The 25,795-nt window shown below is 48.8% G+C and carries 20 protein-coding genes and 1 tRNA gene; 7 read left to right on the top strand and 14 right to left on the bottom strand.

The window, feature by feature from the left end; all coding sequences use genetic code 11:
* Nucleotides 1–335: 335 nt before the first annotated feature.
* Nucleotides 336–1,913, top strand: a complete 1,578-nt coding sequence (locus tag ACTJJS_RS03380) for a trypsin-like peptidase domain-containing protein (RefSeq protein WP_440662416.1) — start codon at nucleotides 336–338, stop codon at nucleotides 1,911–1,913.
* A gap of 253 nt (nucleotides 1,914–2,166) precedes the next feature.
* Here ACTJJS_RS03380 and ACTJJS_RS03375 read toward each other — a convergent pair whose 3' ends face one another.
* From ACTJJS_RS03375 to proS, 3 genes are all read right to left on the bottom strand, one after another.
* The gene (locus ACTJJS_RS03375; protein WP_078672331.1) at nucleotides 2,167–2,928 is read right to left on the bottom strand and encodes a LytR/AlgR family response regulator transcription factor; all 762 of its coding nucleotides are present in this window, start codon (nucleotides 2,926–2,928) and stop codon (nucleotides 2,167–2,169) included.
* A complete protein-coding gene (locus ACTJJS_RS03370) occupies nucleotides 2,925–5,849 on the bottom strand; it encodes a two-component regulator propeller domain-containing protein (RefSeq protein WP_440662415.1) in 2,925 nt (974 codons plus the stop codon). The genes ACTJJS_RS03375 and ACTJJS_RS03370 overlap by 4 nt, the downstream gene beginning before the upstream one ends.
* Nucleotides 5,850–6,014: 165 nt before the next feature.
* Nucleotides 6,015–7,490: a proline--tRNA ligase gene (proS, locus tag ACTJJS_RS03365; protein ID WP_440662414.1), complete on the bottom strand. Its 1,476-nt coding sequence runs from the start codon at nucleotides 7,488–7,490 to the stop codon at nucleotides 6,015–6,017.
* 283 nt (nucleotides 7,491–7,773) lie between these two features.
* On the opposite strand from proS, the gene ACTJJS_RS03360 reads away from it, so the two are divergent.
* Together ACTJJS_RS03360 and ACTJJS_RS03355 are read left to right on the top strand one after the other, a co-directional pair.
* Nucleotides 7,774–8,811, top strand: a complete 1,038-nt coding sequence (locus tag ACTJJS_RS03360; protein WP_440662413.1) for a hypothetical protein — start codon at nucleotides 7,774–7,776, stop codon at nucleotides 8,809–8,811.
* 207 nt (nucleotides 8,812–9,018) lie between these two features.
* Complete coding sequence (locus ACTJJS_RS03355) at nucleotides 9,019–10,551, top strand: OmpP1/FadL family transporter (protein ID WP_440662412.1); 1,533 nt, start codon at nucleotides 9,019–9,021, stop codon at nucleotides 10,549–10,551.
* Between the two features lie 133 nt (nucleotides 10,552–10,684).
* Here ACTJJS_RS03355 and miaA read toward each other — a convergent pair whose 3' ends face one another.
* From miaA to ACTJJS_RS03330, 5 genes are all read right to left on the bottom strand, one after another.
* Nucleotides 10,685–11,644: a tRNA (adenosine(37)-N6)-dimethylallyltransferase MiaA gene (gene miaA, locus ACTJJS_RS03350; protein ID WP_247654818.1), complete on the bottom strand. Its 960-nt coding sequence runs from the start codon at nucleotides 11,642–11,644 to the stop codon at nucleotides 10,685–10,687.
* Nucleotides 11,595–12,170, bottom strand: coding sequence for a plasmid pRiA4b ORF-3 family protein (locus ACTJJS_RS03345; protein ID WP_168869266.1), 576 nt, complete (start codon nucleotides 12,168–12,170; stop codon nucleotides 11,595–11,597). Before ACTJJS_RS03345 ends, miaA begins: the two co-directional genes overlap by 50 nt.
* 107 nt (nucleotides 12,171–12,277) lie before the next feature.
* Entirely contained in the window at nucleotides 12,278–13,714 is a 1,437-nt protein-coding gene (locus tag ACTJJS_RS03340) for a CCA tRNA nucleotidyltransferase (RefSeq protein WP_343744999.1), read from the bottom strand.
* Nucleotides 13,715–13,771: 57 nt separating this feature from the next.
* Entirely contained in the window at nucleotides 13,772–14,341 is a 570-nt protein-coding gene (locus ACTJJS_RS03335; RefSeq protein WP_440662411.1) for an L-threonylcarbamoyladenylate synthase, read from the bottom strand.
* Between the two features lie 10 nt (nucleotides 14,342–14,351).
* Entirely contained in the window at nucleotides 14,352–15,479 is a 1,128-nt protein-coding gene (locus ACTJJS_RS03330; RefSeq protein ID WP_168869269.1) for a glycosyltransferase family 4 protein, read from the bottom strand.
* Nucleotides 15,480–15,565: 86 nt separating this feature from the next.
* Here ACTJJS_RS03330 and ACTJJS_RS03325 point away from each other — a divergent pair, with 86 nt between their 5' ends.
* Together ACTJJS_RS03325 and ACTJJS_RS03320 are read left to right on the top strand one after the other, a co-directional pair.
* Nucleotides 15,566–16,378 carry a 2,3,4,5-tetrahydropyridine-2,6-dicarboxylate N-succinyltransferase gene (locus tag ACTJJS_RS03325; protein ID WP_168869270.1) on the top strand — a complete coding sequence of 271 codons (813 nt, stop codon included), beginning with the start codon at nucleotides 15,566–15,568 and terminating at the stop codon, nucleotides 16,376–16,378.
* 120 nt (nucleotides 16,379–16,498) lie between these two features.
* A tRNA-Leu gene (locus tag ACTJJS_RS03320) sits at nucleotides 16,499–16,582 on the top strand.
* Nucleotides 16,583–16,868: 286 nt separating this feature from the next.
* Here the strand turns inward: ACTJJS_RS03320 and ACTJJS_RS03315 are convergent.
* Nucleotides 16,869–17,291: a hypothetical protein gene (locus tag ACTJJS_RS03315; protein ID WP_440662410.1), complete on the bottom strand. Its 423-nt coding sequence runs from the start codon at nucleotides 17,289–17,291 to the stop codon at nucleotides 16,869–16,871.
* A 178-nt stretch (nucleotides 17,292–17,469) separates the two neighbouring features.
* Nucleotides 17,470–17,607, bottom strand: a complete 138-nt coding sequence (locus ACTJJS_RS03310) for a hypothetical protein (RefSeq protein WP_440662409.1) — start codon at nucleotides 17,605–17,607, stop codon at nucleotides 17,470–17,472.
* A 723-nt stretch (nucleotides 17,608–18,330) separates the two neighbouring features.
* Here ACTJJS_RS03310 and ACTJJS_RS03305 point away from each other — a divergent pair.
* Together ACTJJS_RS03305 and ACTJJS_RS03300 are read left to right on the top strand one after the other, a co-directional pair.
* Nucleotides 18,331–18,525, top strand: a complete 195-nt coding sequence (locus tag ACTJJS_RS03305; RefSeq protein WP_440662408.1) for a class I lanthipeptide — start codon at nucleotides 18,331–18,333, stop codon at nucleotides 18,523–18,525.
* A 92-nt stretch (nucleotides 18,526–18,617) separates the two neighbouring features.
* Nucleotides 18,618–18,809 (top strand): class I lanthipeptide, encoded by a 192-nt coding sequence (locus ACTJJS_RS03300; protein ID WP_440662407.1) that lies wholly within the window; start codon nucleotides 18,618–18,620, stop codon nucleotides 18,807–18,809.
* Between the two features lie 101 nt (nucleotides 18,810–18,910).
* Here the strand turns inward: ACTJJS_RS03300 and ACTJJS_RS03295 are convergent, their stop codons facing one another.
* The 4 genes from ACTJJS_RS03295 to ACTJJS_RS03280 all read right to left on the bottom strand — a co-directional run bounded on the left by ACTJJS_RS03295 (nucleotide 18,911) and on the right by ACTJJS_RS03280 (nucleotide 25,778).
* Complete coding sequence (locus ACTJJS_RS03295) at nucleotides 18,911–20,812, bottom strand: RagB/SusD family nutrient uptake outer membrane protein (RefSeq protein ID WP_440662406.1); 1,902 nt, start codon at nucleotides 20,810–20,812, stop codon at nucleotides 18,911–18,913.
* Between the two features lie 21 nt (nucleotides 20,813–20,833).
* Nucleotides 20,834–24,007 (bottom strand): SusC/RagA family TonB-linked outer membrane protein, encoded by a 3,174-nt coding sequence (locus tag ACTJJS_RS03290; RefSeq protein WP_440662405.1) that lies wholly within the window; start codon nucleotides 24,005–24,007, stop codon nucleotides 20,834–20,836.
* A gap of 91 nt (nucleotides 24,008–24,098) precedes the next feature.
* The gene (locus tag ACTJJS_RS03285) at nucleotides 24,099–25,148 is read right to left on the bottom strand and encodes a FecR family protein (RefSeq protein ID WP_440662404.1); all 1,050 of its coding nucleotides are present in this window, start codon (nucleotides 25,146–25,148) and stop codon (nucleotides 24,099–24,101) included.
* An 81-nt stretch (nucleotides 25,149–25,229) separates the two neighbouring features.
* The gene (locus tag ACTJJS_RS03280) at nucleotides 25,230–25,778 is read right to left on the bottom strand and encodes an RNA polymerase sigma-70 factor (protein WP_440662403.1); all 549 of its coding nucleotides are present in this window, start codon (nucleotides 25,776–25,778) and stop codon (nucleotides 25,230–25,232) included.
* Between the last annotated feature and the right edge of the window lie 17 nt (nucleotides 25,779–25,795).

The following is a 25,795-nucleotide window of genomic DNA, read 5'->3' as shown; positions in this document are numbered from 1 at the left end:
ATTTTGAAGATCAATTAAGACAAGGGGCGAAGATCAGATTTGATTTTCGCCCCCTTGTCTTAATGAATATTTTTTCCGCTCTCACTGCTCTGTGCCGTCGGTGGAGTAACATTTTGTCAACCTTTTTGTTATATTGTCATTGCCCTGTGTTATCCTGTCAGCCTGTTTTTTAGCAGTATTTAACGATTGATATAAAAATCTGTTAAAGTAATTACGCCACTGTATGTTTCATTCGCTACCGCTACTAAATTTGTATCAAGGGCATATAAATTGATCTTATCTACGTTATTAAAAATATACTTTATTTAGTATCACAACGCTAAACACACTATAATATGAAATTCAAGCAAATTGTTACGACAGTGTTGATCAGTGCTGTTACTGCCGTTGCTGCCATATTTGTGTATGGCAAATACTTCGAAGGCAGACGCCCCGGCATTTTTCAAAACGGTTCCAATGACATCCCCGTAAACTATGCAAGGTACACCATGCCTGGCACTGACAACAGAGCCAATGCCGTTCCCCCCTCCGATTTTGTGACTGCCGCCAAAACAGCCGTTCCCGGCGTAGTCCACATCAAAACAAAAATCAATCCCCGACAGGTAACCAACGGGCTTCAGAAAAGACGCAGCATCCTGCAAGACCTCTTTGGCGATGAGTTTTTTGGCGATGAATTCAACGGAGGCGGAGATGGCCGCCGCTATTACATCCCCGGCCAGATGGCCTCCGGTTCCGGCGTACTGATCTCCGATGACGGCTACATTGTGACCAACAACCACGTGATTGCCGACGCAGATGAGATCACCGTTTCCCTGGCCAATGAAAATAAAACCTTCAAGGCCAAACTGGTGGGCACCGACCCCAGCACCGACCTGGCTGTGATCAAGATACCCGCCAAGAACCTGCCTTACATGCTGTATGGCAACTCCGATAACGTGGACATCGGTCAATGGGTACTGGCAGTAGGCTACCCGCTTAACCTCGACGCAACCGTTACCGCAGGTATCGTCAGCGCCAAGTCCCGCTCTATCGGTATCAATAAAAGCGGTGGCAGAATCAACAACTCCATCGAATCCTTTATACAGACCGATGCTGCGGTGAACCAGGGTAACAGCGGCGGCGCACTGGTGAATACTGCCGGTGAACTGGTAGGCATCAACTCCGCCATTGCCTCCCCTACCGGCTCCTATGCAGGATATTCCTACGCGATCCCGGTAAACCTGGTGAGGAAAGTGGTGAATGATATCCTGAAATATGGAAGCGTACAGCGTGCCTACCTCGGTGTGAAATACGCCTCCCCCGCCGCCATCGCTGCTATGACCGATGACCAGCTGCGCGAAATCGGTGTAAAACGCGATGTGACCGGCGTGCAGATCACCGAAGTGATGGAAAACAGTTCCGCTGCGTCTGCGGGCCTGCGCCAGGGCGATATCATCACTAAAATCAATGGCGTGAGCATCGCAGGTTCCTCCCAGATGAGTGAGCAAGTGGCCCGTTACAAACCAGGCGACAAAATCAGCATTACCTATCTGCGCGGTGACAAGGAATACACCAGCAGCAATATCACTCTCCGCAATCTGCAGGGCAATACCGATGTGGTGCGGATCACCAGCCTCGACAGACTGGGCGCGGACCTTTCCGAGCTGACCAAAGAAGAGGCGACCAGCATTGGCGTAAAAGGTGGTGTCAGGGTAAATGATATCAGTACCGGCATCCTGAAGAAACAGACCAGCATGGTGCCCGGTTTCGTTATCCTGAAGGCTGGCAACACTGCAGTTACTTCTGTCAATACGCTCAGCACCATCCTTGACAAGGAAAAAAATATACAACTGGTAGGTTTCTATCCGCAGAGAGGTGGTAACATCTACTATTACAATATCAATACCGGTGGCGCAGGTGCGGAAAACCTGTAATGCCCGCTAACTACCTTTTTAAAAGAAAGCCCCGCTTCATACGAAACGGGGCTTTTCTTTTAAAAAAGTACAAGTAAAGTCTGGACAAACTAACAAGTAATAGCTAGATCTATGAAAACCCATAATGAAAATAAGATAAGTATATGAGGTTAGGTTACATGACCTCGTGAACAGCGTATTCCATACAGGGAACGCACAAAAAAGCCGGTTAAGCGCAAGGCCACCGGCTAAAAATCTTCAGTGTGAGACAGACTTACAGGTTGATCACTCCTTTCAGCTGGGTGAAAAACTCATCTTTTTTACGGGAGGAAATCGGAATATTTTTCTGGTCGCTCATCACCACCGCGGTACCCAATCCCTTGATAATCTTCACAATATGGTGAATATTGATCAGGAAGGATTTGTGTACCCTGTAAAAACCTTTGTCAGACAACATTTCCTCGTATTCTTTCAGGGACTTGGAGATCAGATGGGATACATTGTTGATCAGCTGTATTTTGGTATAGCTGTCGAAGGCTTCACAATAGATAATATCCTTGAGGTCAATGACATTATACCCGTCATTCACGGGGATGACTATCTTGGAGAAGGCGTTATCGTTGTTTTTAACGTAGTCTTTCAGAATAGAAGCCAGTTCGTTCAGTCTTCCTTTCTTGCTTTTCTTTACTTTTTCCAATGCATCTTCCACCTCGCTCACCTTAATTGGTTTTAGCAGGTAGTCCAATGCCGCAAATTTGATGGCTTGTAAAGCGTATTCCTGGAAGGCAGTGATAAAAATAACCTCAAAGTTCAGCACCGGGAACATTTCCAGCAGTTGGAAACCATTATGCGGAGGCATTTCAATGTCCAGGAACAGTACGTCAATGGGGTTGTTTTTAATCATTTCTGCCGCCTCATTGATATTCTGCGCTTCTCCGACTACTGTAACATCCTTACAATAGTTTTCCAGAATATTGCGCAAAATATGAATGTTGCGGACTTCATCGTCTACAATGGCAGCTTTTATATTACTCATAACATCTTAACAATGGGAATCAGAATTTCAACTAAGGTACCTTCCTTATTGCCGAAACCAGATTTAAATTTATCAATAATTTCTAACTTTCCAACACTTCCATTAAAAGATTTTATAATCTGCAACCTTTCCTTTATCACGCTGAGCGCGGTAGATTCATGTTTTATCAGCCGCGAGCTTTTGATACTATTGGACTTGTCCCATCCTATTCCGTCGTCGTCCACAGAGCAATAGAGCAGATCGTCCACCATTTCTATCCGGATTTCGAGGTAACCGGCGCTGTTCTTGGGCGCCAGGCCGTGTTTAATGGCATTTTCCACGATAGGCTGGATGATCATGGGTGGAATGTATATGGTGTACTCTTTTAGCGACTCTTCCATAATAAAATGGTAAGTAAAGGAGTGCGCAAACCGTATTTTCTCCAACTCCAGGTAACGGGTCAGGAAGGCGATCTCTTCTTCCAGCGAAATATACGATTTCCGGGAATTATTTAGCATCTGGCGCATCAGGGTGGCAAAGTCTGCCAGGAAATTGAGCGCCTGCTTCTCCTCTTTTTCCAGGATCAGGTGCTGCACCGAGTTCAGCGAATTAAAGATAAAATGCGGGTTCATCTGGTTAGTCAGTGCTTTGGCTTCCAGTTCCGCGATGCGGCGGTTGTATTCCGTCTTTCGTTTTTCCGCCTGTTTGATCCGCTTCACGATAAACCGCAGCACGACCAGGATCGCCAGCAAGCCCGCCAGGAGGAGAATACCCCGGGCCCACCATTGCTGGTACCATTGCGGCAGGATATTGACATTCAGGCTGAGCGGCTTGGACCAGTCGCTTTTGTATTTTCTGGCCCTGACCATCAGCTTGTAATTACCGGGCTGCAGGTCAGGGAAGGGGATAATATTGGACATGGTGGTGACCCATCCATTGGTGGTGTCCCCTGAAAAATTATATTGGTACTCCACCAGTTCCGGCAGGTCAAACACGATGGTGCCGAATTCGGCTTCGAAAGAAGCCTTCCGTTTATAGAGATGCACGAAGTTATCTCCCGGCAGATAGGTGCTGTCGCCGTACCGGATGTTGCTCAGGTAGATCACCGGCGGTACGGTGTCCACCGGCAGGTGGTCTCCCTTAAAATAACAGAGGCCGTTGGAGGTGGCGATGTACAGGATGCCATCGTCGTAATAAACGCCCCGGATATCATCAGACATGAGTCCGTCGTTGGAGGTGATGTTACGGACAATGTGCTGTTCTTTCACATTGATGACCGAAACACCTTTATTGGTGGCCACATACAGGTTTTGGTGGCCGTCGTAATAGAGTTGCTGGCAGATATCGCTGGCGAGGTTATTGGCGGATGACAGGTGCTTGATGACCGTATCGCCGTGCATCACGTAGATACCCTGGTCGCTGGTACCTATCCACAGGTAGCCGTCAACCCACTTCAGGTCTTTGATGCTGAGCTTGCGCAGAGAATCGTTGGTAGCGGGTTTCAGGGTACGGGTGCCGTCGGTGCAGGTAAACAGGCCGTTATTGGAGCCGACGAAATACATAGAGTCGTTGACGCTGGCGATAGAGGTAACGATCATGTCCAGGTCCCCGATCACATAGTCATCCAGGGCGATCACCTGATTTTTGGCGGCTATCCTGATTTTCCCTGCGGGGGAGATGTCCACGTCTTTCAGCATTTTCACCGCTTTCAGCTGTGATGCTTTCTGAGAGGCGGTATTAAACAGTACCAGTCCGTTGTCCGTTCCGATCAGGACTTCATTTTCCTTATAGGGCAGGATCGAAAGCAGGCTGTTGCGGCCGCCGGCAGTATCGAGCGTGAATTGCCGGGTAACGCCGGTACTGCTAATGGTATTGAGGATACCGGCATTTTGCCCGATCAGTAGCATATCTGTTTTTTTGTCTTTACAGATGCTGAAGATGGAGTGGGAATAGAGGCCGTTGGTATTGTCCAGATAGCTGAAATAGAAGTTTTTGTAGGGGATATTGTACACGCCGTCGCCGAAGGTGGTGATCCAGATATTACCATCGCGGTCTTTCAGCAGGGAGGTAATATTATGGTTATCGAGGAGTTTGGTGATTTTTTTATCTCCCTTAAAAAAACCTTTGATATAGTACAATGCGCGCTGGGTACCGATCCATAGGTTATCGTTATCGATGCACAGGTTGCTGATTTCGTCTTTAATGCCCCAGTCTGCACCATTGAAGAAGCAGCTGATTCTCTGGGGAGTATAGGTGTACAGGGAATTACGGACCATCAACATCGGCGCATTGCGTATGGTGTCCGCGTTTTCACGGTCAAACGGGTACGGGCATACGGAGTATATTTCCTGCGTGGGATTTGTCGGGTCGTGGAGGTTCTCTACATGAAAGGCTTTTTGCAGCGGGCGGTAGACCTTTCCGTTGCGGAGCAGGTAGAGGAAATTGGTTTCGATATCACGTTTATCGTATTCTGTGCTTTTACCGTTGTACGTTACAATGCGGTTATTGGAATTAAAGAAATACACAAAGCGGGCATCCCCTTCAAAAGCGTATTGCATGTAATGGCTTCGGCCATTGAATTTCAGGGAGGCGTCATTGTCTTCGTTGTGAATATAGGTATGATCGTAGAAAGAGAGTTTTCCGTTGAGGGTAAAAAACCATAGTTTTCCTTGTGAGTCAGCGGCGAGCTTGACCACATCATTATCGGGGAGGCCGTCCTTTTTGGCGTAGTTACGAAAACGTTTACCGTCGAACTTACTGACACCGGTGGGTGTAGCAAACCAGATGAATCCGTCTTTATCCTGTACGGCGGCATAAACAGTAGCGTTAGCCAACCCATCTTTTACATTGTAGTTGCGGATCATCAGGCCCTGGGCCTGTGCGTTGTAACCTGTGCAAAAGATGACCAGCCACCATAACAGTATGAAACGGGTAATGGACATCAATGATGAATTACGAATTACAAATTACGAATTACGAATGAGGGCTGCTAATGTCAGTGGGTCTGTTAACAGGTGGTCATTGCAATTTCATTAATTACAAATTACGAATTACAACTACAAATGGGTCCACATTCGTAATTCGTAATTCGTAATCTGTAATTGACTTTAGTACGCTCTGGCAAACAATACCCGTTCTTTGGACGGTTTACCTGAGAAAACGCAGATACCTGCTTCCTGAGGGTTGTCCAGTGGTATACAACGGATAGTTGCTTTTGTCAGTTCTTTGATTTTTTCTTCTGTTTCAGCGGTACCATCCCAGTGGGCGGACACGAAGCCTGCTTTTTCATCCAGTACTTTCTGGAATTCATCGAAGGTATCTACGCGGGTGATATGTTCGTCCCGGTAGGTTTGTGCTTTGGTGAAGAGTTGCTGTTGGATTTCCTCCAGCAGCTCGCTGATACGGCCGGCCAGTCCGTCGAGGGAAAGGCTCATTTTCTCTTTCGTATCGCGGCGGGCAACCTCAGCCACGTTGTTTTCGAGGTCTCTTGCGCCGATGGCTATACGAACAGGTACCCCTTTCATTTCGTATTCAGCGAATTTCCAGCCCGGGCGGTTATTATCGGAATCGTCGTATTTAACGCGGATACCGGCTTTTTTCAGTTCCGCCACAATTACACTGACTTTTTCATCAAGGGCTGTTTTCTGGTCAGCGCCTTTATAGATAGGTACGATCACCACCTGGAGGGGGGCAATGCGGGGAGGCAGTACGAGGCCCTGGTCATCGCTGTGTACCATGATGAGGCCTCCAATCAGGCGGGTGGATACGCCCCAGGAGGTGGCCCATACGTAGTCCAGTTTATTTTCCTTGTTGGAGAACTGTACATCGAAGGCTTTTGCGAAGTTCTGGCCGAGGAAGTGGGAGGTGCCTGCCTGGAGGGCTTTACCGTCCTGCATGAGGGCTTCCACGCAATAGGTGTTGACAGCGCCGGCAAATCTTTCGCTGGCGGTTTTTACACCGCGGATGACTGGTACGGCCATGTATTGTTCAGCGAAGTCAGCGTATATATGCAACATCTGTTCTGCTTCCGCGATGGCTTCTTCTGCTGTGGCATGGGCCGTGTGGCCTTCCTGCCAGAGGAATTCGGCCGTACGGAGAAAAAGGCGGGTGCGCATTTCCCAGCGTACCACATTGGCCCACTGATTGATCAGCAGGGGGAGGTCACGATAAGATTGAATCCAGTCTTTATATGTATTCCAGATGATGGTCTCAGAAGTGGGACGAACGATCAGTTCCTCTTCCAGTTTAGCTTCCGGGTCTACCACTACCCCACCGCCGTTGGGGTCGTTTTTCAGGCGGTAGTGGGTCACCACGGCACATTCCTTGGCGAAGCCTTCCACGTGGGCGGCTTCCTTGCTGAGGAAGCTTTTGGGGATAAACAGCGGGAAATAGGCGTTCTGATGACCTGTTTCCTTGAATTTACTGTCCAGGACGTCGCGCATTGCTTCCCAGATCGCGAAGCCATATGGTTTGATCACCATACAGCCTCTTACGGCAGAGTAGTCTGCCAGACCGCCTTTCACCACCAGGTCATTGTACCATTTCGAATAATCTTCCGAACGGGCTGTGATCTCTTTACTCATAAAAAATAATACTAATTTATATTCCTTTGTCTTTTAGTAAAAATTTATCAAATTTGTCTAGTCAAAATTATCCTTCGGGCGGACCGGAAAAAGGTGTCAAACTGGCTTAGTTTTTGCCTCAGATATTTAAAAAGAAAATGTTACAAACCTACATGAAAATCATAAAGGTGCAAATAGTCCGGCCAAAATAAAATAACCCGTTCGGTAATTGTAACTTTGTTCCCTGATATCCGTTATAAAATTGTAAATTTACTATATAAATCACGCTAAAAATATATTTCAAATGAAACCTATACTATACATTGCACTGGCTGGTTCGTTCGCTCTGGGCGCATGTTCCAGCACATACAAGACGGCCCAGACACCGGACGATGTATATTATTCACCTCGCCAGCAGCAGCGTACCTATGCTTCCAATAATGGTTCCAACGGTAATTCTGTACAGGATGAGAACGGCAGATATACAGATGCGCCTGATGATGGCGGCACTTATGTGACGTATGACGGCGATCAGGGTGATTATCAACGCCGGATCAACCGTTTTGGCAGCAATGCCAACACCTACAACGGTGGCTATTGGGACGGCTATAACGCGGCCAGCAACCTTTACATGGGCAGCGGCTTCGGTTATGGCTTTGGCCCGTACAGCAGCTTCGGTTACAGCAGCCTCTGGGGTCCTTCCATCAGCATGGGCTTCGGCTGGGGTTACGGTGGTTTCTACAGTCCATGGAGCATGGGCATGGGAATGGGTTGGGGCGGTTATCCCTACATTGGTTCCTACTGGCCTTACTATGGCGGTTACTACGGCCACTACTACCCCTATTATGCAGGTGGTTACTACGGCGGTGGTTATTATGGTGGCGGCCACTACGGCGGTGGTTACTATACCCGTCCTGCCAATTCCTACGGACCGGTGAGAAACAGCAACGAACGTATCTCCCGCACCAACTACACTGACAACAGCGGTGGCAATGCCGGCGGCGGTGGTTATTACCGTCCTTCCAGAGGCGCCACAGCACCAGTGAACGGCGGTGGCAACGGCAACTATGTGCCGTCCAACACAGACCGTCCACGTCGCATATTCCAGCAGTCCAGTTCAGAAAGACCAGTTATCTCCCGTCCTTCCTACGATAATGGCGGCGGGCGTATCAACAATAATAACGGTGGCAACTATTCCCGCCCATCCCGGGTGGAATACTCCCGTCCTTCCATGCCTTCTCCGTCACCCAGCTACTCAGCACCCAGTGGCGGCGGACGCAGCAACACCGGCGGCGGTGGTGGTGGCGGTGGCTACAGCCGTCCTTCCAGAGGCGGACGTTAATCCCTAACGAATTCAAGATAAGCGTAGCAAAAAAACTACGCTTATCTTTTTATAGGACATAAGTTTTGCCTATTTGTGAACGTTATAGCTGTCGCAGCACGTTATTCAGCAGACATACTGCCAATACATCTCAATTTTTAAGTTTATAGTATTATGATTAAAAGAATTTACCCTCTTTTAGGAGGACTCTTTTTATCCGTTACCGCAATGGCGCAGAGCTCGAATGACGCCCTGCTCTACTCTCCGAACCAACCCTTCGGAACAGCAAGAGCACAGTCACTGGGAGGCGCAGGCATAGGCCTGGGCGGCGACTATTCCTCAGCACACTCTAACCCGGCCGGTATCGGCATGTTCAAGACCGGTGAGTTCCTCATTTCTGCCGGCTTAGGTCTGACCAACAACTCTTCCAATTACCTCGGTAATAACCAGCTGGACAACAAAGGTAACAAGACCAACTTCCAAATGCCCAGCGTTGGCGTCATCTTCGCCACCAACAAAGGCACCGGCGAAAATGCCTGGAACAACGTCACCTTCTCCCTCGGTTATACCCGCATGGCCAACTATAACAATAAAGTAGCCGTAGCCGGTTATAATGACAAGTCTTCTTTCTCTGACAGCTGGGTGGACCAGATGTGGTACGAGAATAAAGACGGTCTCAATAACAATTACCCGCTGGGTGGCAGTATCGCCTACCGCGCCGGCCTGATAGACATGTTCAAACATCAGAACGGCACAGAAGAAGTAATGAGCAACGCTTCCCCGACACGGCCCACCAACAGTCCCACCGATTACCTCACCGCCGTTCAGCAACGGGGCACCCTGGAAACACGGGGAGGCCTGAACGAATTTGCGTTTGCAGTAGCCGGCAACTATGGTAACCGTTTATACATCGGCGGTAGTGTGAATGTTCCCAACGTTAACTACCGCGAGGACTTCACCGTCATGGAAGATGATGCCACCAACAACGGCGGCAACCGTCCCAATAACGATTTTGGCTACTATGACTACCGTCAGTACCTGAAAAGGACCGGTCTTGGTATCGGCGCTAAATTAGGCGTGCTCTATAAGGTCAGTCCCCGCTTCCGTCTGGGCGGCGCCTTCCACACACCGACCTACTACAGCCTGCATGACAGCTATACCGCCGACATCGAAGTAAATACAGAGAACTACATGGGCAAACAGTATGTTCACTCCAACGACGTGACCAACGGTTATCCTGTAGAATATGATTACAACTACGTAGCGCCCCTCCGCGCCATGGCAGGTGTTACCTACTTCTTCGGCGACATCACCCACGTAAGCAATACCCAGGGTTTCATCACCGCGGATTATGAATACGTGAACCAGTCATCCGGCAAATTCAAAATGAGCAACGCCCGTGATAACGAGAAATCCCTGAACGACAATATCAGCGCTATCTATAAAGCCGTATCCAACGTACGGGTAGGCGCTGAACTGAAATTTGCCACCCTCTACGCCGTAAGGGCCGGTTTTGCATGGTATGGCAACCCATACAGCAACGACGCTTACAACGCCAATACCGACGCCTCCCGGAAAGTGTACAGCGCAGGCTTCGGGTACCGTAACAAAGGCCTGTACATGGACCTGGCTTACAGCTACACACAGGGCAACGACCGCTACCGCCTGTATACCAGCACCGTTCCGGCACTCACACCTGCCGCCGCCACGCTGGATTACACCAGAAGCAACGTGGTACTGACCATGGGATTGAAGTTTTAATCAGGTAAAAGCCCTGATCTGCGATATAATAAAAAAGCTGGCTTTAGGGCCAGCTTTTTTTATGCGGATAATATGATTGGACTTTGATAGCTCACATTTGTTGGAGACCAGCAGAAAGTATTGCTGGCAGTGATCAGGATGGTTGCTGCAACTGCTGTTGCACCCAATTGACGATCACCTCCGGGTAGCGGGGATCGAACCAGTGGTATGCCGTGTCTTTGCGGAACCAGGTCAGCTGTCTTTTGGCGTATTGGCGGGTATGTGTTTTAATGTCTTCTACAGCCTTTTCGAGGGACAGTTTGCCATCGAAGTAGTCAAATATCTCCTGATAACCTACAGTACGCAAAGCATTGTGTTGCCGGTAGGGCACTACACTCTTCACTTCAGCGACCAGGCCGGCGTCCATCATGAGGTCTACCCGTTTGTGGATGTTTTCGTGTAATAGTTCCTTCGGCAGGTTGATACCAATTTTAATCACGCGGAAATCCCGCTGCGCTTTGGTGGCGGTACGGAAGGTGGTGATAGAATGACCGGTAGCCTCCAGGACTTCCAGCGCCCGGATAAGCCGTTGCGGGTTTTGTGTTTCCGCGGTAGCATAAAAAGCCGGGTCGCGCAGCTGCAGCTGTTCCTGCAACCAGGCGAGGCCATGTTCCTGGTATTGCGCGTTGAGCCGTTCGCGGACACCAGGCGGAATGGCTGGCATATCATCGATACCTTCACAGAAAGCACGGATATACAGGCCGGTACCGCCGCACATAATGGCCACATCGTTGTCCCGGAAGATGTCGCGGGCATACTGCAGGGCCAGTTGTTCGTAGACACCGGCATTAACTTCTTCCCGGATAGAATGGGAATCGATAAAGTAGTGCGGAACAGCCGCCAGTTCCTCCGGGGTAGGTTTAGCCGTACCGATGCTGATTTCCCGGTAACATTGCCTGGAATCGGCAGAGATCACCGAGGTGTGGTACAATTGCGCCAACCGTATAGCCAGCGCCGTTTTACCGGAGGCCGTGGGGCCTGCTATGATAATGACTGTTTTCAGATTAGAAATTATTTTCGTCCTCTGCGCCGCCACCAAATTCATCGGCGCCATCGTTGGTTTCCTCTTCGCCTTCTTCGCCGAAGCCGTCTTCGTCCATGCCTTCCTTGTTGAGGTCATATTTCTCCTCCATTTCCACGAGTTTATCGCCTACGAGGCCTTTGGTACCGTATTGGCTGGGGGCGAGGCCTTCCTTGCGTACGCATACCGGGTAGGTGAGTTTAGCGTTCTCATCTTTGGACACACCGATGAGTTCTACGAGGAAAGACCAGTTTTTGGCGAAGTCGTAGAGATAGATGAATTTTTGGTTGGGCGCTTTCACCGCAGCGGCGATAGTCGTTTCCGACATGAGCAACGGCTCCACTTTGCGGGGCTGTTTATCTTCCTGCAGGATGATTTCCCGGCCACGTTGCCAGTTATCGTTACTACGGAAGAAGGTAGCTGCATGTTTGGTATCAAATTCAAAAGCCTGCAAAATGGCCGTATGTAATGCTAAAAAAGTCTGATTCGGCTTAATGGAAATGTCTCTGTAAACACTTTCATCTTCTTCCCAGTATACTCTGAATTTCAAAACCGGCATGACAATTTGGTTATAAGTTAGATAAATATATTAATTCCCAACGCGTGGTTAACGGCGCTGATAACAATTAATCGTTTCTTAATTCTGGTTATGTAAAATTACCAATTTTATTTAACTGGGGTAAGGTCCAGGGCTTTTGCTTTTTCCAGCAAAAAAGCGTAGGCAGCTTCGTAGGTGTTAGGTATTTCACCGTCGAGGATAGCCTCCCTGATAGCGTTTTTGAGGTCGCCCACTACCCGGCCGGGTTTCAGATCGAACGTCTCCATGATCATTTCGCCGGTAACAGGTGGTTGCCAGTTGCGGATACGATCGCTTTCCTCCACTTCCTTCAGCCTTTTGCGCACCAGTTCAAAATTCTCCAGATAACGTTTCACCTTGGATTTGTTTTTGGAGGTGATATCGGCTTCGCACAGCATCATGAGTGATTCGATATCGTCGCCGGCATCGAACAGGAGCCTGCGGATAGCCGAGTCCGTTATATTTTCCTTGGTGAGGCTGATCGGGCGCAGGTGGAGTTCCACCAGCTTTTTGACCAGCTTCATTTTATCATGCAGGGGTAATTTGAATTTGGTAAAGATACGGGTCACCATCTTCCCTCCCACCGCATCGTGGCCGTGGAAAGTCCAGCCGTGGCCCGGCTCAAATTTTTTCGTGGCCGGTTTACCGATATCGTGCAGCAGTGCGGCCCATCGGAGCCAGAGGTCGCGGGTATGAACGGAAATATTGTCCACTACCTGCAGGGTATGATAGAAATTATCCTTGTGTCCTTTGCCTTCGTACATTTCCACCCCTACCATGTCTGTCATCTGGGGGAAGATGATTTTAAGCAGGCCTGCCTTATAGAGCAGGTCCAGACCCACAGAGGGTTTGGGGGAGAGCATAATTTTATTGAACTCGTCGGATATCCGTTCCTGTGTGATGATGCGGATACGTTCCGCGTTGTCCTGGATCGCTTTAAAGGCCTCATCACTGATGGTGAACTGCAGCTGGGACGCGAAGCGGATAGCGCGCATCATGCGCAGGGGGTCGTCACTGAACGTCTGTGCGGGTTCTAACGGCGTACGGATCAACTGTTTGTCCATATCGGCCATTCCGCCGAAGGGATCTATCAGGGAGCCGTAGTCTACGTCTCTGAGGCTGACAGCCAGCGCGTTGATCGTAAAATCGCGGCGGTTCTGGTCATCCTCGAGGGAGCCGGCCACCACGTCGGGGTTCCTGGATTCGCGGCGGTAGCTTTCTTTGCGGGCGCCCACGAATTCGATTTCGAATTCGTGCCATTTCACCTGTGCCGTGCCGTATGTTTTAAAGAAGCTGACGGGGATATTGTCGCCCAAGGCTTCGGCCACCTTGTGTGCCAGGGCGATGCCATCTCCCACGCACACGATATCCATGTCTTTTGTTCTTCTTCCCAGTATTTTATCGCGTACGAAGCCTCCGATCAGATAGGCCGGCGTGCCCAGTTCGTGGGCTGCCAGCGCAATCTTCTCCAACACTTTCCGTTCCTGCAGGGAGCAGGGAATGTCTAATGGCTTGCTGCTGATCATATTAAAATTTTGTTCCTTTCTCCGAAATCAGGGCGCAAATGTAATAAATAATGCCGTTTAATCCCGGATTATGGCTATTGAACCGTCTTTTCCGATCCTGATAATCCTGGAAGCCACGCCTGTGGCGGCTTCTTCCTGCCGGTATTTTACCACATAATCCACGCCGTTCACAATTGCCGGCGATATCTCCCGAAAACTGGCCGCGGACGGTTCACCGCTGATATTGGCAGATGTGGACACCAGCGGTTTACGGAACCGTTTCAGCAGGTGGCGGCAGAAAGTATCCTGTACGATCCGGATAGCCACCGTCTGGTCGTCACTGATAGCGTTGGCCGCGAGGCCGAGCGCGCCTTCATAGATAACAGTCGTAGGGCGGTTGAAGCCGGCAATCACCTCTGCCATGTCCGGCCGGGGATTGGACACATAGTGCAACAGGTCCCGTACGTCCGGCAGCAGTATCACGAGGCTTTTGCTTTCGCTGCGTTGTTTCAGTTCATATACTTTTCTGACTGCGGCTTCATTGGTAGCGTCGCAGCCGATGCCCCAGATGGTGTCTGTGGGGTATAAAATGAGGCCGCCATTGCGCAATACCGGCAATGCTGCGTTGATGTCCTGTTCAAAATCCATTAGCGTTCATTTATTTTTCCAGGTCCACATACACTTTCATCATGTCTGCCGCACATTGTTCCGGTGTGAACTTCCGGGCGTGCTTCCATCCCTTGTCGCGCATGTCCTGCACCAGCGAAGGCTCTGCCAGTACGCGGCGCATCGCGCCTGCAATGTCGGTCGCGCTCAGCGGATCCACATATAACGCAGCGTCCCCGCCTGTCTCCCCAAAACAGGAGCCATGAGAAGTAATCACAGGCGTACCACTCCACAACGCCTCCAGGATGGGGATGCCAAAGCCTTCAAAAACCGAAGGATATAACAATGCCACCGCACCCTGATAGAGCAGTGGCAGCGCGCTGTTGGGCAGCCGTTCCTGCTCATTGAGCCATATCACCTTTGGAGAGAGGCCGTTGGCCGCGAGATATTCCTTTACTTTCTTTTTATAACCGCTGCCATTGCCCAGTACCACCAGCGGAACATCCACCGTACCTTTCAGTGTATTCATGGCCGTTACAATGCCCAGCAGGTTTTTCCTTTCAATGACCGAGCCAACATATAAAAAGTACTGGTCGGGCAGCCGGTAACGGCTGCGGAAATCCTGTATGTCGGCAGCAGTATGCGGCACTGCAAACGCAGGATCACAGCTTTGGTATACGACCGCTATTTTATCCGGATCAGTATGGTAGAACGAGATGAGGTCCTGCCGGGTCTGTTCACTGATAGCCACTACCTTGTCGGCCTTTTCGCAGGCGTAGCGGGCTTTACGGCGGTATGTGACGACATCGATGGGGTTGTATTGTTTCGGATACCGTTCAAAGATGAGGTCGTGCATGGTCACGACCGATTTCACGCCGCTGCCGGGAATACCGAAAGGGATTTCATGGCTGAGGCCATGATACAGGTCAATACCGTACCGTTGCAGGTCTTTTACCACATAGCGGCTCCGCCAGGCCGATTTAAACCAGCGGTGCCAGGCTTTTTCAGGCAATATCACCGGGATGCCCGGTGCGTTGTACATATCCGTTTGTTTGGGAGCGAACAGAAAATACTGGTGCTCCGGGAAGCCTGCCGCCAGGGAAGAGATCAGGGTACGGCTGTAGTTACCGAGTCCTGTATCATTCTGGAAAGCACGCTTGGCATCAAAACCAATCTTCATATGTTGCGAAAATACGAAGTCCCACGAAAGAAATTCGTTATTCGTTATTTCATTTATTAGATATTACTTTTGCGAAAAAAGCACAAATGGATTTACAACAACAAATACAGGCTGTCTGGGCTGACAGGGGCCTGTTACAGGAAACGCAGTATAGCGATGCCGTAAAAGCAGTGATAGAAGCAGTAGACAAAGGTCATCTGAGAGTAGCGCAGCCTACAGAGAACGGCTGGGTGGTAAACGAATGGGTAAAGCAGGCAATCCTGATGTATTTCACCATTCAACCGATGGAAACCATGTCGCTTCCTCCTTTCGAGTTCTATGATAAGATGAAGCTGAAGACCAACTATAAAGACCTGGGTGTACGTGTAGTACCGCATGCTATTGCCCGTTATGGCGCCTATATCTCCAAAGGTTGTATCCTGATGCCATCATATGTGAACATCGGCGCCTATGTAGATGAAGGCACCATGGTAGACACCTGGGCCACTGTAGGCTCCTGCGCGCAGATCGGCAAACATGTGCACCTGAGCGGTGGCGTGGGTATCGGCGGCGTACTGGAACCGCTGCAGGCCAGCCCGGTGATCATTGAAGATGGCTGCTTCCTGGGTTCCCGTTGTATCGTGGTAGAAGGCGTACACGTAGAAAAAGAAGCCGTACTGGGCGCTAACGTGGTGTTGACACAGTCCACTAAAATCATTGACGTGAGCGGTGCTGAGCCTGTAGAATACAAAGGCCGTGTACCAGCGCGCAGCGTGGTTATACCGGGCACTTACCCTAAGAAGTTCCCTGCCGGTGAATACCAGGTTAACTGCGCCCTGATTATTGGTCAGCGTAAAGCTTCCACCGATCTGAAGACGAGCCTGAACGACACTCTGCGTGAGTTCAATGTGGCCGTCTAATATATTTAAGAGCAATAAGGCAGCGGGTTTCCACTGTTTTATTGCTTTTTTTTAAAATAAATTTGGTTGGTAATATAAAAACCCTACCTTTGCAATCCCTTTAACGAGGGACACAGCCCTGCCCAGATGGCGAAATTGGTAGACGCACTGTGTTCAGGTCGCAGCGCCCGCAAGGGTGTGCTGGTTCGAATCCAGTTCTGGGCACAAGAATCCTGCAAGTTTTACTTGCGGGATTTTTTGTTTTTAGGCATATACTATCTTCTAAGTCATCCCCTGCCTGCTGACCACAACTTATGATAGTCAGTGTGACACATACCAGATAAATCTTCCCGGGGTATAAGCGGGGAACTAACCGGGAACGCCATCATTAATACACACAGCAACATCGTAAAAACACTGTTTTCATAAAAGCGCATTTAATTGGGGGGATAGAAAGATAAGTACTGATTTTCTTTGAAACATTTAATCGCTCTTCAACCACGCCAATGTCTTAATGCGTCAAATGTAACTCTACACCTACAAACACAACAACGATAAACAGCGCAAGGCACAGCAGGGAACCACCAATAAGATATCCTACCACGCACCATCCTCCTTTTCTTCTTTCTGCCGGGCTTTCGTCCTTAAATTCTTCCATAATGCTGTTCCATGATTTTTTATCATAGAATAAAATGTAATGCACCCACAGATTAAAAATCACAAAAAATATCATCAAACCCATATGTTCCAGTAAAGGCAAGGGACCATGTATCACGAACATACAGAACACGTGGGCTACCACAAAGAACATTAACATATGTAATATTGCAAAGGGTGTAATTGTATCCATCACCGGGGTAAAAGACGGCTTCTTTAAAGCCTTGTCGTAAAGCCTGTAAATGATGTACCTGTAAAATCTCTTCATACTGTCCATTCTGTCGTGTAGTGTGTAAAGATAAAGCATCATACGTCTATCAGCATGATATTGAAATACCCGATAATCGCCTCCCAGTCAGTTTTAGCGGTATTCCATTTATAAGCGCCAAAAGGGTAAAACAATCTTCCCCATGTATTATTTTCGTTTCTGGCTTTTCCTCCCGCTCCCGCAATTTTCACGGTTCCTTACCGGATTCGTCATACGTGCACCATCCTCCGCTTCCATCGCCACTAGAAGTATAGTCTTTCAAGATAACGTCATTGGCATAAGAGAAGGTAGCGCTCACCGGTGCTTTGTTGACATTCGGATGCAAAATACTTTCAAATACCAACGCCCCGTTGTAATACCTTCTTACCTATAATTCGCCCACTTCCTCCAAAGGTATTATATACAACACGTGGCCTTCTTTATTGAAAAAAATTTTTCGTACAGCCTTTACCGTGATACCTACGATACGTGGTACTACAAACTACCGGCGGATTGCTATTTTTATGATAAAAACTTTGAGTGGAATTCCCGTTAGGCAGGAACTGCTTAGAAGATCAGCAGGTGTTATTTCTGTTATTTGAAGAGGCCCGGCTAACGCAGTACGCATGGACCGGGACCATTGCCGGACGGTCGGGTTCCAGGTGGCCGTGATGCTGACGGTCTGTTTTGCTTGTTAAAATAACGTTGCGCATGATAGACGCATTCCTTAATGTAGTCAAATTCTGCGATCCATACATCAGAATTTTCGGTGGCGTCGCCTATAGGAAAATGTTCACAGGTGGGGTGTAGACTCTTTATCCAGCGAAAAACACCTAACCACAGCTGCCCGCCGTACCAACTACCTTCCTGTGCCACTTACCATCTTTTCAGCACTCGAAAAGTATACGCAGCCAAATAAACATCTACCCGGCACTCCCCTGCAGCAGCGTTAAACAACAGCTTTTTTTTCTTACTTTTTTGGGTTATATTCAGGTACTCGCGATGACCAACAGCAATATGCCAAGTAACCAAGACAGATAAAATAGCGTTTTACCCTAAATCCCTCTTTATGAAAAAGAAAACAACAATCGGAAAAAAAATGTCTTTCAACAAGACAACCATTGCCCATCTGAATGTATTACAGCAAGCGCTGATTGCCGGCGGCATGCCGCCTGTTACCAAACAACTCACCTGTGATGGCCTCACAAGGCAAATCACCTGCGAGACCATTCCTGATACTCAGGATGCGTGTGTAATTTGTTAACATAAGAATCATTCTTTCACCCGGGATTTAACTGCGACAGCCAAAGCAACGCCAGGCCATCGGGAAGTTTAGTCCTATAAATCCACTAGTTTATGAAAAAGAAAAAAATGATCGCCGAAAAAAAACTAACTTTTGGCAAATCCGCGGTAGCAGTACTTTCAGAATCTCAAAAAGAAATGGTTGCCGGAGGTGTGCAGCCATGGACATTCGACTGGAGATGTGTTACTGTACAGAAAACATGTGAAACTATTCCTTATCAACAAAAGGAATGTATTTACTGCTAAAGTAACCGTTTAACCTGGTTCCGCCTCAGGGGCGGAACCAGGTACTTTTACATTAGAACGTTATAACAAGCCTGATATCACCAGGAAGCTCATTCCATCATTTACTGCTGCGCATCAATCGCCTCCTTCAAATTATCTATCGGCGGACGGTTCAATTCATACCCTGAATAACCGAAGTTTTGATTCAGCCGTCCTTCCCTGTTGGCATCTATATCTGACTGTGGCACCGGCCAAAGTATGTGATAGGGGCTCGCCGTGAACACGGCACCGTACGTGGTTTTCACGCCTTTGTTATAAAAGTTGTTATACCTGCTCACGCGCTCGTACCAATAGCTGCTACGGGAGAGATCTTCTACCGTGTATGTCTTGCCAAACTCATCGGCCTTATGGGTTGTTGCGAAGATATAGGATACGCGGCTAAGCTCCATATGCCGTAACTCTTCATAGAAAAGCTCTCTGGCTCTTTCGTCCATAATGGTTCCCATATGTATGTCAGCGGCGGTATACATCTTTGTGCAATGTGCGCGGCGGCGGATGGCATTCACATCTTCAGCTGCCAAGCCCAGCTCCCCTTTCCAGAAATAGGCTTCAGCACGAAGGAGGTACGTTTCCGCAAGGCGGTAGATGTACCAGTCACTGGCGCCGCCGTTATAGCTGTCCACCGTTTCATTCCTGGGTGATTCGATCCATATCTTGTAATGAGGCCATTCAAACCATGTTCTGATGGTATCTGCCACCAGCAGTTTGCCGGCGCTGTTGTACTTCTGTAGCGGCTTGCCGTAGTAAGGGTCTCTATCGGTGAGCAATGCGGGATTGTTATATACCATGTCTTCCATGCGCATCCAGTTGCCGGTACTGGTACTGTGACGAAGATCCTCCTGATCGTCCCAGATGGTATTGGTACTGTACCAGGTGGGCCTGGTGATGGCCACGCCCCTGCCATAGGTTTTGCGTAGGTCAATCTTATCACGCGTCAGTGCGTAGCTGGTGCTCATGCCTGGTTTGCCGGAAGGAGTGCTGATCAGCTGATTGCCGGACCCGGAAATAAAAGGAACGGCGTTCCTCATGCTGTAGATATCGATGCGGCTGTTGGTAAAGTCTTCCCGACTGATGACATTGTAGATCGTCTCCTTATTGGCAGCAATAGATTTATTGGGGCCACGGTGTAAGTCCCATATCACGTTCCTTGTGATGTTATGAACGGCAGGCATGGGGTTGACAAATGTGCCGAAAGGCGCTGTCATCAGGGAATAACCGGCACTGTTGATAAGTGTGTTGGCCACTGCGATGGCGTTATCAAACTGTCCGGCGGCCAGGTAACATTTGATCAGCAGCTGCTGACAGGCGCCTTTATTCACCATGCCGAAATCTGCGTTGGCCGGTACGTACTTCACGGCAAACTCCATGTCAGCGATGAGCTGCTGTAATATTACTTCCCGTTTGGTGGAACGGAAATTGAACTTGGGCGTAGTGATTTCTTTGGTCAGCAAGGGGATGTCTCCGAAATCAAATATCAGCCACAGGTAACGGAAAGACCGGTGGAAATAAGCCATTCCCATCATCTGGTTGCGTAGTGTGGAATCCAGTCCTGGTACCCTGTCCAGGTTAGACACGATCGTATTGGCGTATTTAATGCCTTTATATCCTTCAAACCAAAAAAAATTGATTTTATTGGTGTTCACATCATTGTTATTGGAAATGGGGGTGATCATTGCGTTCAGGTCCTGCGCCGGGCCTGACTTATCAGTGGTGCCATTTACCGCTACTTCCGAAAACAGCAGGTCTGTAAGTATGGGAGCTCCCTCTCCCGTCCATACATAGGTAAGATTTCTGTTACAGCTGCTGATAGCGGCCTGTAATCCTTCTTTGGAAGTAAATGTAATAGAGGGCTCATAAAAAGACAGCGGATCGGGCTTCAACCAGCCTTTTGAACAACTTAACGGTAATTGTAAAGCAGCTCCCAGCAAGAGGATGCTTACAGTTTTATGAATGGTGATCTTCATTGTAACACGTTTTAATCATTTTTAAAAAGTAGCGGTAAGGCCTACTGTATAATACCTTGGCATAAGGGAAGTTGTTTCAGGGTCCCAGTACTCCCATTCTTTTGCCCATACCGCCACATTGCGGATGCCTGCGTATATTTTGAACTGGCTCATGTCCAGCCTTTTTGCTACGCTGGCCGGCAGCGAGTAGGAAACAGAAACGTTGTCCAGTCGGATGTAGGTTTTATCGATGATACGCGGCGGTGTTATGTTCTGTACGTTCGTGGAATTCAGGCGGGCATAGGTATCGGACGGATTGTCCGGCGTCCAGTATTTTCTGACATAGGAATTAGTCCTGTCCGTACCGGCGCCGAAATTATTCAGATAGTCTGTAGATGCCTGCTTATGGCCCCAGTTCGAATATATATTGAAAGAGAAATCGAAGTTCCTGAACAACGTGAAATCGTTGCGCAGCGTCCAGCGGAAGCGTGGCGTGGTAGAGCCAAGAAACTGTTTATCTGCATTGGTATATTTCCCGTCATTGTTAACATCCTCAACTTTTACATCGCCGGGTATTTCACCATAGCGGGCAGCCTGGTCCCTTTCACTCTCCTGCCATATGCCCAATACGCGGTAGTTCCAGATAGCGCTGATATCCCGGCCAATGAACCATCCGTTTGAGATATCGCTGATTTCCCTGGAGCCGACTACTTTACCGTCTGCGTTCAATACGTCTTCATACGTGTAATAAAGGTGCCGCACCTCGTTTCTGTTAAAGAAGAAGCCTAATGTAGTAGACCATTCAAAGTTTTTCCGTTGCATATTCAGCGAGGTAAGGCCCAGCTCGAAGCCTCTGTTGACCACTTCTCCCAGATTGGTGGTCACATTGCTGAAACCGGTAAAGTCAGGGAGGGACTGGTTCATCAGCAGGTCTGTGGTAGGCATATAGTATACTTCCATGTTACCGGTGATGCGGTTGTTCAGGAAGCCGAAGTCCAGCCCGATGTTCCAGGAGGAGGTGGCTTCCCATTTCAGGTCGTAATTGGCCATCCGGTCTACGTATAGCTGTGACAGTTCGTATACCGTACCGTTCGTTTGTACGTATGCGTATCGGCCGGCGCCGGTAGTAAGATTGGAGAGCGCCTGGTATATGCCGATGGAGCGGTTGCCGTTCATGCCCCAGGACAGGCGCAGTTTACCGGTGCTCATAGGTTTCCAGTGAAAGAATTTTTCATCTGCGAAGTTCCAGGCAAATGCGAGGGATGGGAATGTGGCCCTTGGATTGGACACACCGAACGCGGAATATCCATCTCTACGGACAGAGGCTGTCAGCATATATTTGTTGTCGTAGGAATAAAATACGCGGGCCATTAATGCGTCCCCGGTGCTTCGCTGATCGCTGCTGCTGACGGTGGTCTTCAGCGGATTGGCAGCGCCGATGTTATGGAATCCCAAGGCATCCGTGGGAGAAAAGTCACGGGCTGTGACGCTTTCATTCCAGGACTGATGCTCTTCCGCATTCTGCAACAGCGTCACCTTTACGTGGTGTTTCTGTTCGAAGGTATAATCCCATGAAAGGATATTATCTATCTGCCAGTCAAAATTCTTCGTGTTCTCCCGGATTACTTTTCCGTTATCAGACCACAAAGGGTTCTGGGATGATTCATGATACCTGTTGTAGAACCACTGCATACGCGGGGAAAAATTCAGCTGGTAAGTGATTTTAAAAGGCAGTTTGATGGTTTGATAAAGCGTGGTGTTTAAAACGGTATACCCTTTTTGCAGTTCCTTGTACTGGTTGCTGAAAGCGGAGTTGGTACCCTGACTGACACTGGCTCCCATGGGGTAAGGGTCCAGCTTTCCGTTTTCATCATAGGGCAGCGCGAAAGGTGAGTTATTGATGATCTGTCCTCCCCAGTCCACCGCGAAGTTACCATCTGAGCGGTCCTGGAAATTGATGTTCACGCCGGTATGCATCCATTTGTTGATTTTCCCGTCCAGCTTGATATTGGCGCGATAGGCGCGGTATTTATCTCCCACCACAATACTTTCATTGTTCAGGTATCCCAGTGACATATAATAATTCAGCACGTCCCTGTTTCTTCCGGAGAAGCTCACGTTGTAGTCTTGTTGCAGTCCGCGCTGAAAGGAGCCGTCAAACCAGTCATAGGTTTTACCGTTGGCGTAGTTCTGCCGTTCTTTATCGAACAGGCCGATGCGCCGCAGCCATATATCGTCAGGGTCGCCGGTGAGTGCGTCATAGGCGCGCCAGTCGGCCATGGTGATGCCGTATTTTGCCAGGTTCGCTTCTGTAGGCCGTGCATATTTGGCGGGTGTGGCCCATCTTGTCGTGCTGTTGAACAGATCGGTGCGATAGTTCAGGTATCCCTGCGCATCGTACACCTCCCGTTTACGGCCCTGCGTAGCGATGCCTGTATTAGCGCTGAAGCGGATAGCGGGTTTGTCAGTGGTGCCTTTTTTTGTGGTGATGATCACTACGCCATTGGCTGATTTGGCCCCGTAGATGGCCGCTGCGGACGCATCTTTCAGCACATCAAAATGTTCTATGTCCTGTGGGTTTATTTCTGACAGTTCCCCGAAGAATATAACGCCGTCCAATACGATGAGCGGGTCGTTGCTGGCGTTTAAAGACCGCTGCCCCCTGATGAGCAGGTCACCTCCGCCTTTGGCTGATGTGTTTTGTCCTACGTACAACCCCGGAACACCGCTTCGCAGCAGGTCCTGCACAGAGCGGGGACTTTCCTTTTCCAGCCTGGCGGTTTTAAGTTGACTGATAGCGCCTGTCAGGTCTTTCTTCCGCATAGAGCCGTATCCGACGACGACGACTTCACTGATGCGCTGCTCGCGGCTTTTCAGTTCCACCAACAGTGAAAAATCCGCACCGGGTTTCAGGTTATATCCGCTCAGCGTTTGATTTTCAAATCCGATGTAGGAAAAGGAAAAAGAATACCCCGGGCCGGATGGCAATCGATTGAAATTAAAGACACCATTACTGTCTGTTTGTACAGAAGCAGAAAAGTTGTTGGTGGCATTTTTAACTGTAACGCTAACCCCCCAGAGGGCTTGTCCTGTTGCTTCATTTTTAACGATACCGGTAACGTCTGCACGTTTTTGCCGGGCATGAAGGAACAGAGGGGAAAGGCAAAGCAGTACCGCTATGCCCAGCAAGGCATACGTGGAATTCCATTTTTTCATTGTAGAACGCTGTCTTAATTAAGTTAGGCAATAAAACGCCCCTCGCTGCATGATGCAACGTTGCGGGATACTGATATCTGTATTATTTTGGTTAATGTTTCCTGCTGATGATATAGCTGCCTTCTTTTTTCTCTATGGTAAGATGGTTGAGCAATGCTATATCTTTTAATATCGTTTCCAGTGAATCTGTTTTATGTAATCTTCCTGAGAAGTATTTCTGTTGCAAGTCAGCAGGATAGTAATAAATATCTACCTGGTAATAACTGCTTAACTGGTCCAACACTTCGGAAAGCTGTGATGCGTCAAAAGTGTACCAGTCGGGCCGATGGACAGTATAGGCGTTCCTGTTGGCAGGACCTGCTTTCACCAGTTGCTGCGCAGGCATGCTGTGCCGGACGCTTGCCAGCATCGTGACCTTGTTATAAGTCAGCACATCACCGGGCACCAGTACCACCCTGCTTTTCCAATTGGTATGCAGGGAATCCGCTGCTGCCGCCTGCACCTTGCCTTCATGCAACTTTACCGTTATCACATCACTTTCAGCAAAGGCCTGTACGGTGAACGAAGTGCCCAGCACGGTAGCTGCCAGCTGGTCTGCATATACCACAAATGGCCTGCTCTTATCTCCGGCCACCTTAAACAACGCTTCGCCTGAGAGCTGCACTATCCGTTCCTTTTGCGAAAGAAAACGTTCATAAAACCGGATGCTGCTGTTGGGGGACAACAACACTTCAGAGTTGTCAGCCAGCAGGATGCTCATTGGTCTATCAGTGGTATTTTTCCTTTCCGTCATCCGTTCAGTGGCTGCAGCAGCCGTTTCGCGTGTAGCCTTCAGCGGTGTTGAAGCGGGCCGGAACAGCCACAGCAGTCCCACCGCCAGCCCGGCCAATGCCGCAGCAGCCAGCCAGATGACCGGTGTTTTCCGCTTTTCCCTGAAAGTGTTACTGCTGACCGCTTTGAACATCTTTTCAGAAAGTGCCGGATCTACCTCTCCATTTGCCATAAAGCCGTCCCAGTCTTCTTCGGTCATGTACTTGTTCCACTCTTCGGGACTATTACGAAAATATTCCAGCACCCGCCTCCGCTCATCGTCGCTGCATTCGTTCCTGAAATATCGGTCAATTAGTTCCCTTGGTATCATTTTCGGCTTGGATAATGAGGTGCCTTCATTCATATATCGTTTGAAAAAAGGGCATCCCCTAATGAGAAGATAAATTTTTTTTTAGCGCAGGAACAAGAGGACCAACAGCATCAGCGATTTTCTTAAATGCTTGATAGCAAGCGCCATATGATTTTCCACCGTTTTAACAGACAAGGACAGTAATGCTGCAATCTCTTTATAGGATTTAAATTCGTACCGGCTAAGCTCAAACACCCTTCTCCTGACAGGCGGCATGTTGCCTACAGCATGTTTTATGCGCTGCTGCAGCTCCTTCACTTCCATCGCATCAGCGCTATGACAGGCTTCGTTTTCCGCCGGTTTCTCCAGCTTCAGCACCCTTTCCCTGACAGCATCCTTCCTGAACAGGTCAATACAGGTAGCACGGGCAATGTGGAACAACAGCTTTCCCACCTGGTCCGATTCGTTTAGCTGTTCCCGGTAGTTCCATAATTTGATAAATGTGATCTGGGTGGTTTCCTCAGCGATATATTGGGAATTCGTTTTGGACAGGACATATAGATATACCTTCCGGTGATATTCATTGAACAGTTCTCTGAAAACGGAAGTATTTCCTTCTTTCAATGCTTTGATCGTATGAAACGTGGACATGATCTAAATATAGGAAA

The sequence above is a fragment of the Chitinophaga sp. 22308 genome (assembly GCF_052045305.1).
Classification (GTDB): Bacteria; Bacteroidota; Bacteroidia; order Chitinophagales; family Chitinophagaceae; genus Chitinophaga; species Chitinophaga varians_A.
The sequence above is the reverse complement of the archived record's forward strand: the minus strand, read 5'-3'. Positions and strand labels throughout refer to the sequence as shown.

What these genes read in the sequence shown, in the direction of transcription:
- ACTJJS_RS03370 (WP_440662415.1), bottom strand. Translation starts at nt 5,849, where the DNA reads ATGTCCATTACCCGTTTCATACTGTTATGGTGGCTGGTCATCTTTTGC.
- ACTJJS_RS03375 (WP_078672331.1), bottom strand. Translation starts at nt 2,928, where the DNA reads ATGAGTAATATAAAAGCTGCCATTGTAGACGATGAAGTCCGCAACATT.
- ACTJJS_RS03285 (WP_440662404.1), bottom strand. Translation starts at nt 25,148, where the DNA reads ATGATACCAAGGGAACTAATTGACCGATATTTCAGGAACGAATGCAGC.
- ACTJJS_RS03315 (WP_440662410.1), bottom strand. Translation starts at nt 17,291, where the DNA reads ATGGACAGTATGAAGAGATTTTACAGGTACATCATTTACAGGCTTTAC.
- proS (WP_440662414.1), bottom strand. Translation starts at nt 7,490, where the DNA reads ATGAGTAAAGAGATCACAGCCCGTTCGGAAGATTATTCGAAATGGTAC.
- ACTJJS_RS03305 (WP_440662408.1), top strand. Translation starts at nt 18,331, where the DNA reads ATGAAAAAGAAAACAACAATCGGAAAAAAAATGTCTTTCAACAAGACA.
- ACTJJS_RS03300 (WP_440662407.1), top strand. Translation starts at nt 18,618, where the DNA reads ATGAAAAAGAAAAAAATGATCGCCGAAAAAAAACTAACTTTTGGCAAA.
- ACTJJS_RS03360 (WP_440662413.1), top strand. Translation starts at nt 7,774, where the DNA reads ATGAAACCTATACTATACATTGCACTGGCTGGTTCGTTCGCTCTGGGC.
- ACTJJS_RS03335 (WP_440662411.1), bottom strand. Translation starts at nt 14,341, where the DNA reads ATGGATTTTGAACAGGACATCAACGCAGCATTGCCGGTATTGCGCAAT.
- ACTJJS_RS03355 (WP_440662412.1), top strand. Translation starts at nt 9,019, where the DNA reads ATGGCGCAGAGCTCGAATGACGCCCTGCTCTACTCTCCGAACCAACCC.
- miaA (WP_247654818.1), bottom strand. Translation starts at nt 11,644, where the DNA reads ATGGCGCCGATGAATTTGGTGGCGGCGCAGAGGACGAAAATAATTTCT.
- ACTJJS_RS03330 (WP_168869269.1), bottom strand. Translation starts at nt 15,479, where the DNA reads ATGAAGATTGGTTTTGATGCCAAGCGTGCTTTCCAGAATGATACAGGA.
- ACTJJS_RS03280 (WP_440662403.1), bottom strand. Translation starts at nt 25,778, where the DNA reads ATGTCCACGTTTCATACGATCAAAGCATTGAAAGAAGGAAATACTTCC.
- ACTJJS_RS03345 (WP_168869266.1), bottom strand. Translation starts at nt 12,170, where the DNA reads ATGCCGGTTTTGAAATTCAGAGTATACTGGGAAGAAGATGAAAGTGTT.
- ACTJJS_RS03340 (WP_343744999.1), bottom strand. Translation starts at nt 13,714, where the DNA reads ATGATCAGCAGCAAGCCATTAGACATTCCCTGCTCCCTGCAGGAACGG.
- ACTJJS_RS03380 (WP_440662416.1), top strand. Translation starts at nt 336, where the DNA reads ATGAAATTCAAGCAAATTGTTACGACAGTGTTGATCAGTGCTGTTACT.
- ACTJJS_RS03295 (WP_440662406.1), bottom strand. Translation starts at nt 20,812, where the DNA reads ATGAAGATCACCATTCATAAAACTGTAAGCATCCTCTTGCTGGGAGCT.
- ACTJJS_RS03290 (WP_440662405.1), bottom strand. Translation starts at nt 24,007, where the DNA reads ATGAAAAAATGGAATTCCACGTATGCCTTGCTGGGCATAGCGGTACTG.
- ACTJJS_RS03325 (WP_168869270.1), top strand. Translation starts at nt 15,566, where the DNA reads ATGGATTTACAACAACAAATACAGGCTGTCTGGGCTGACAGGGGCCTG.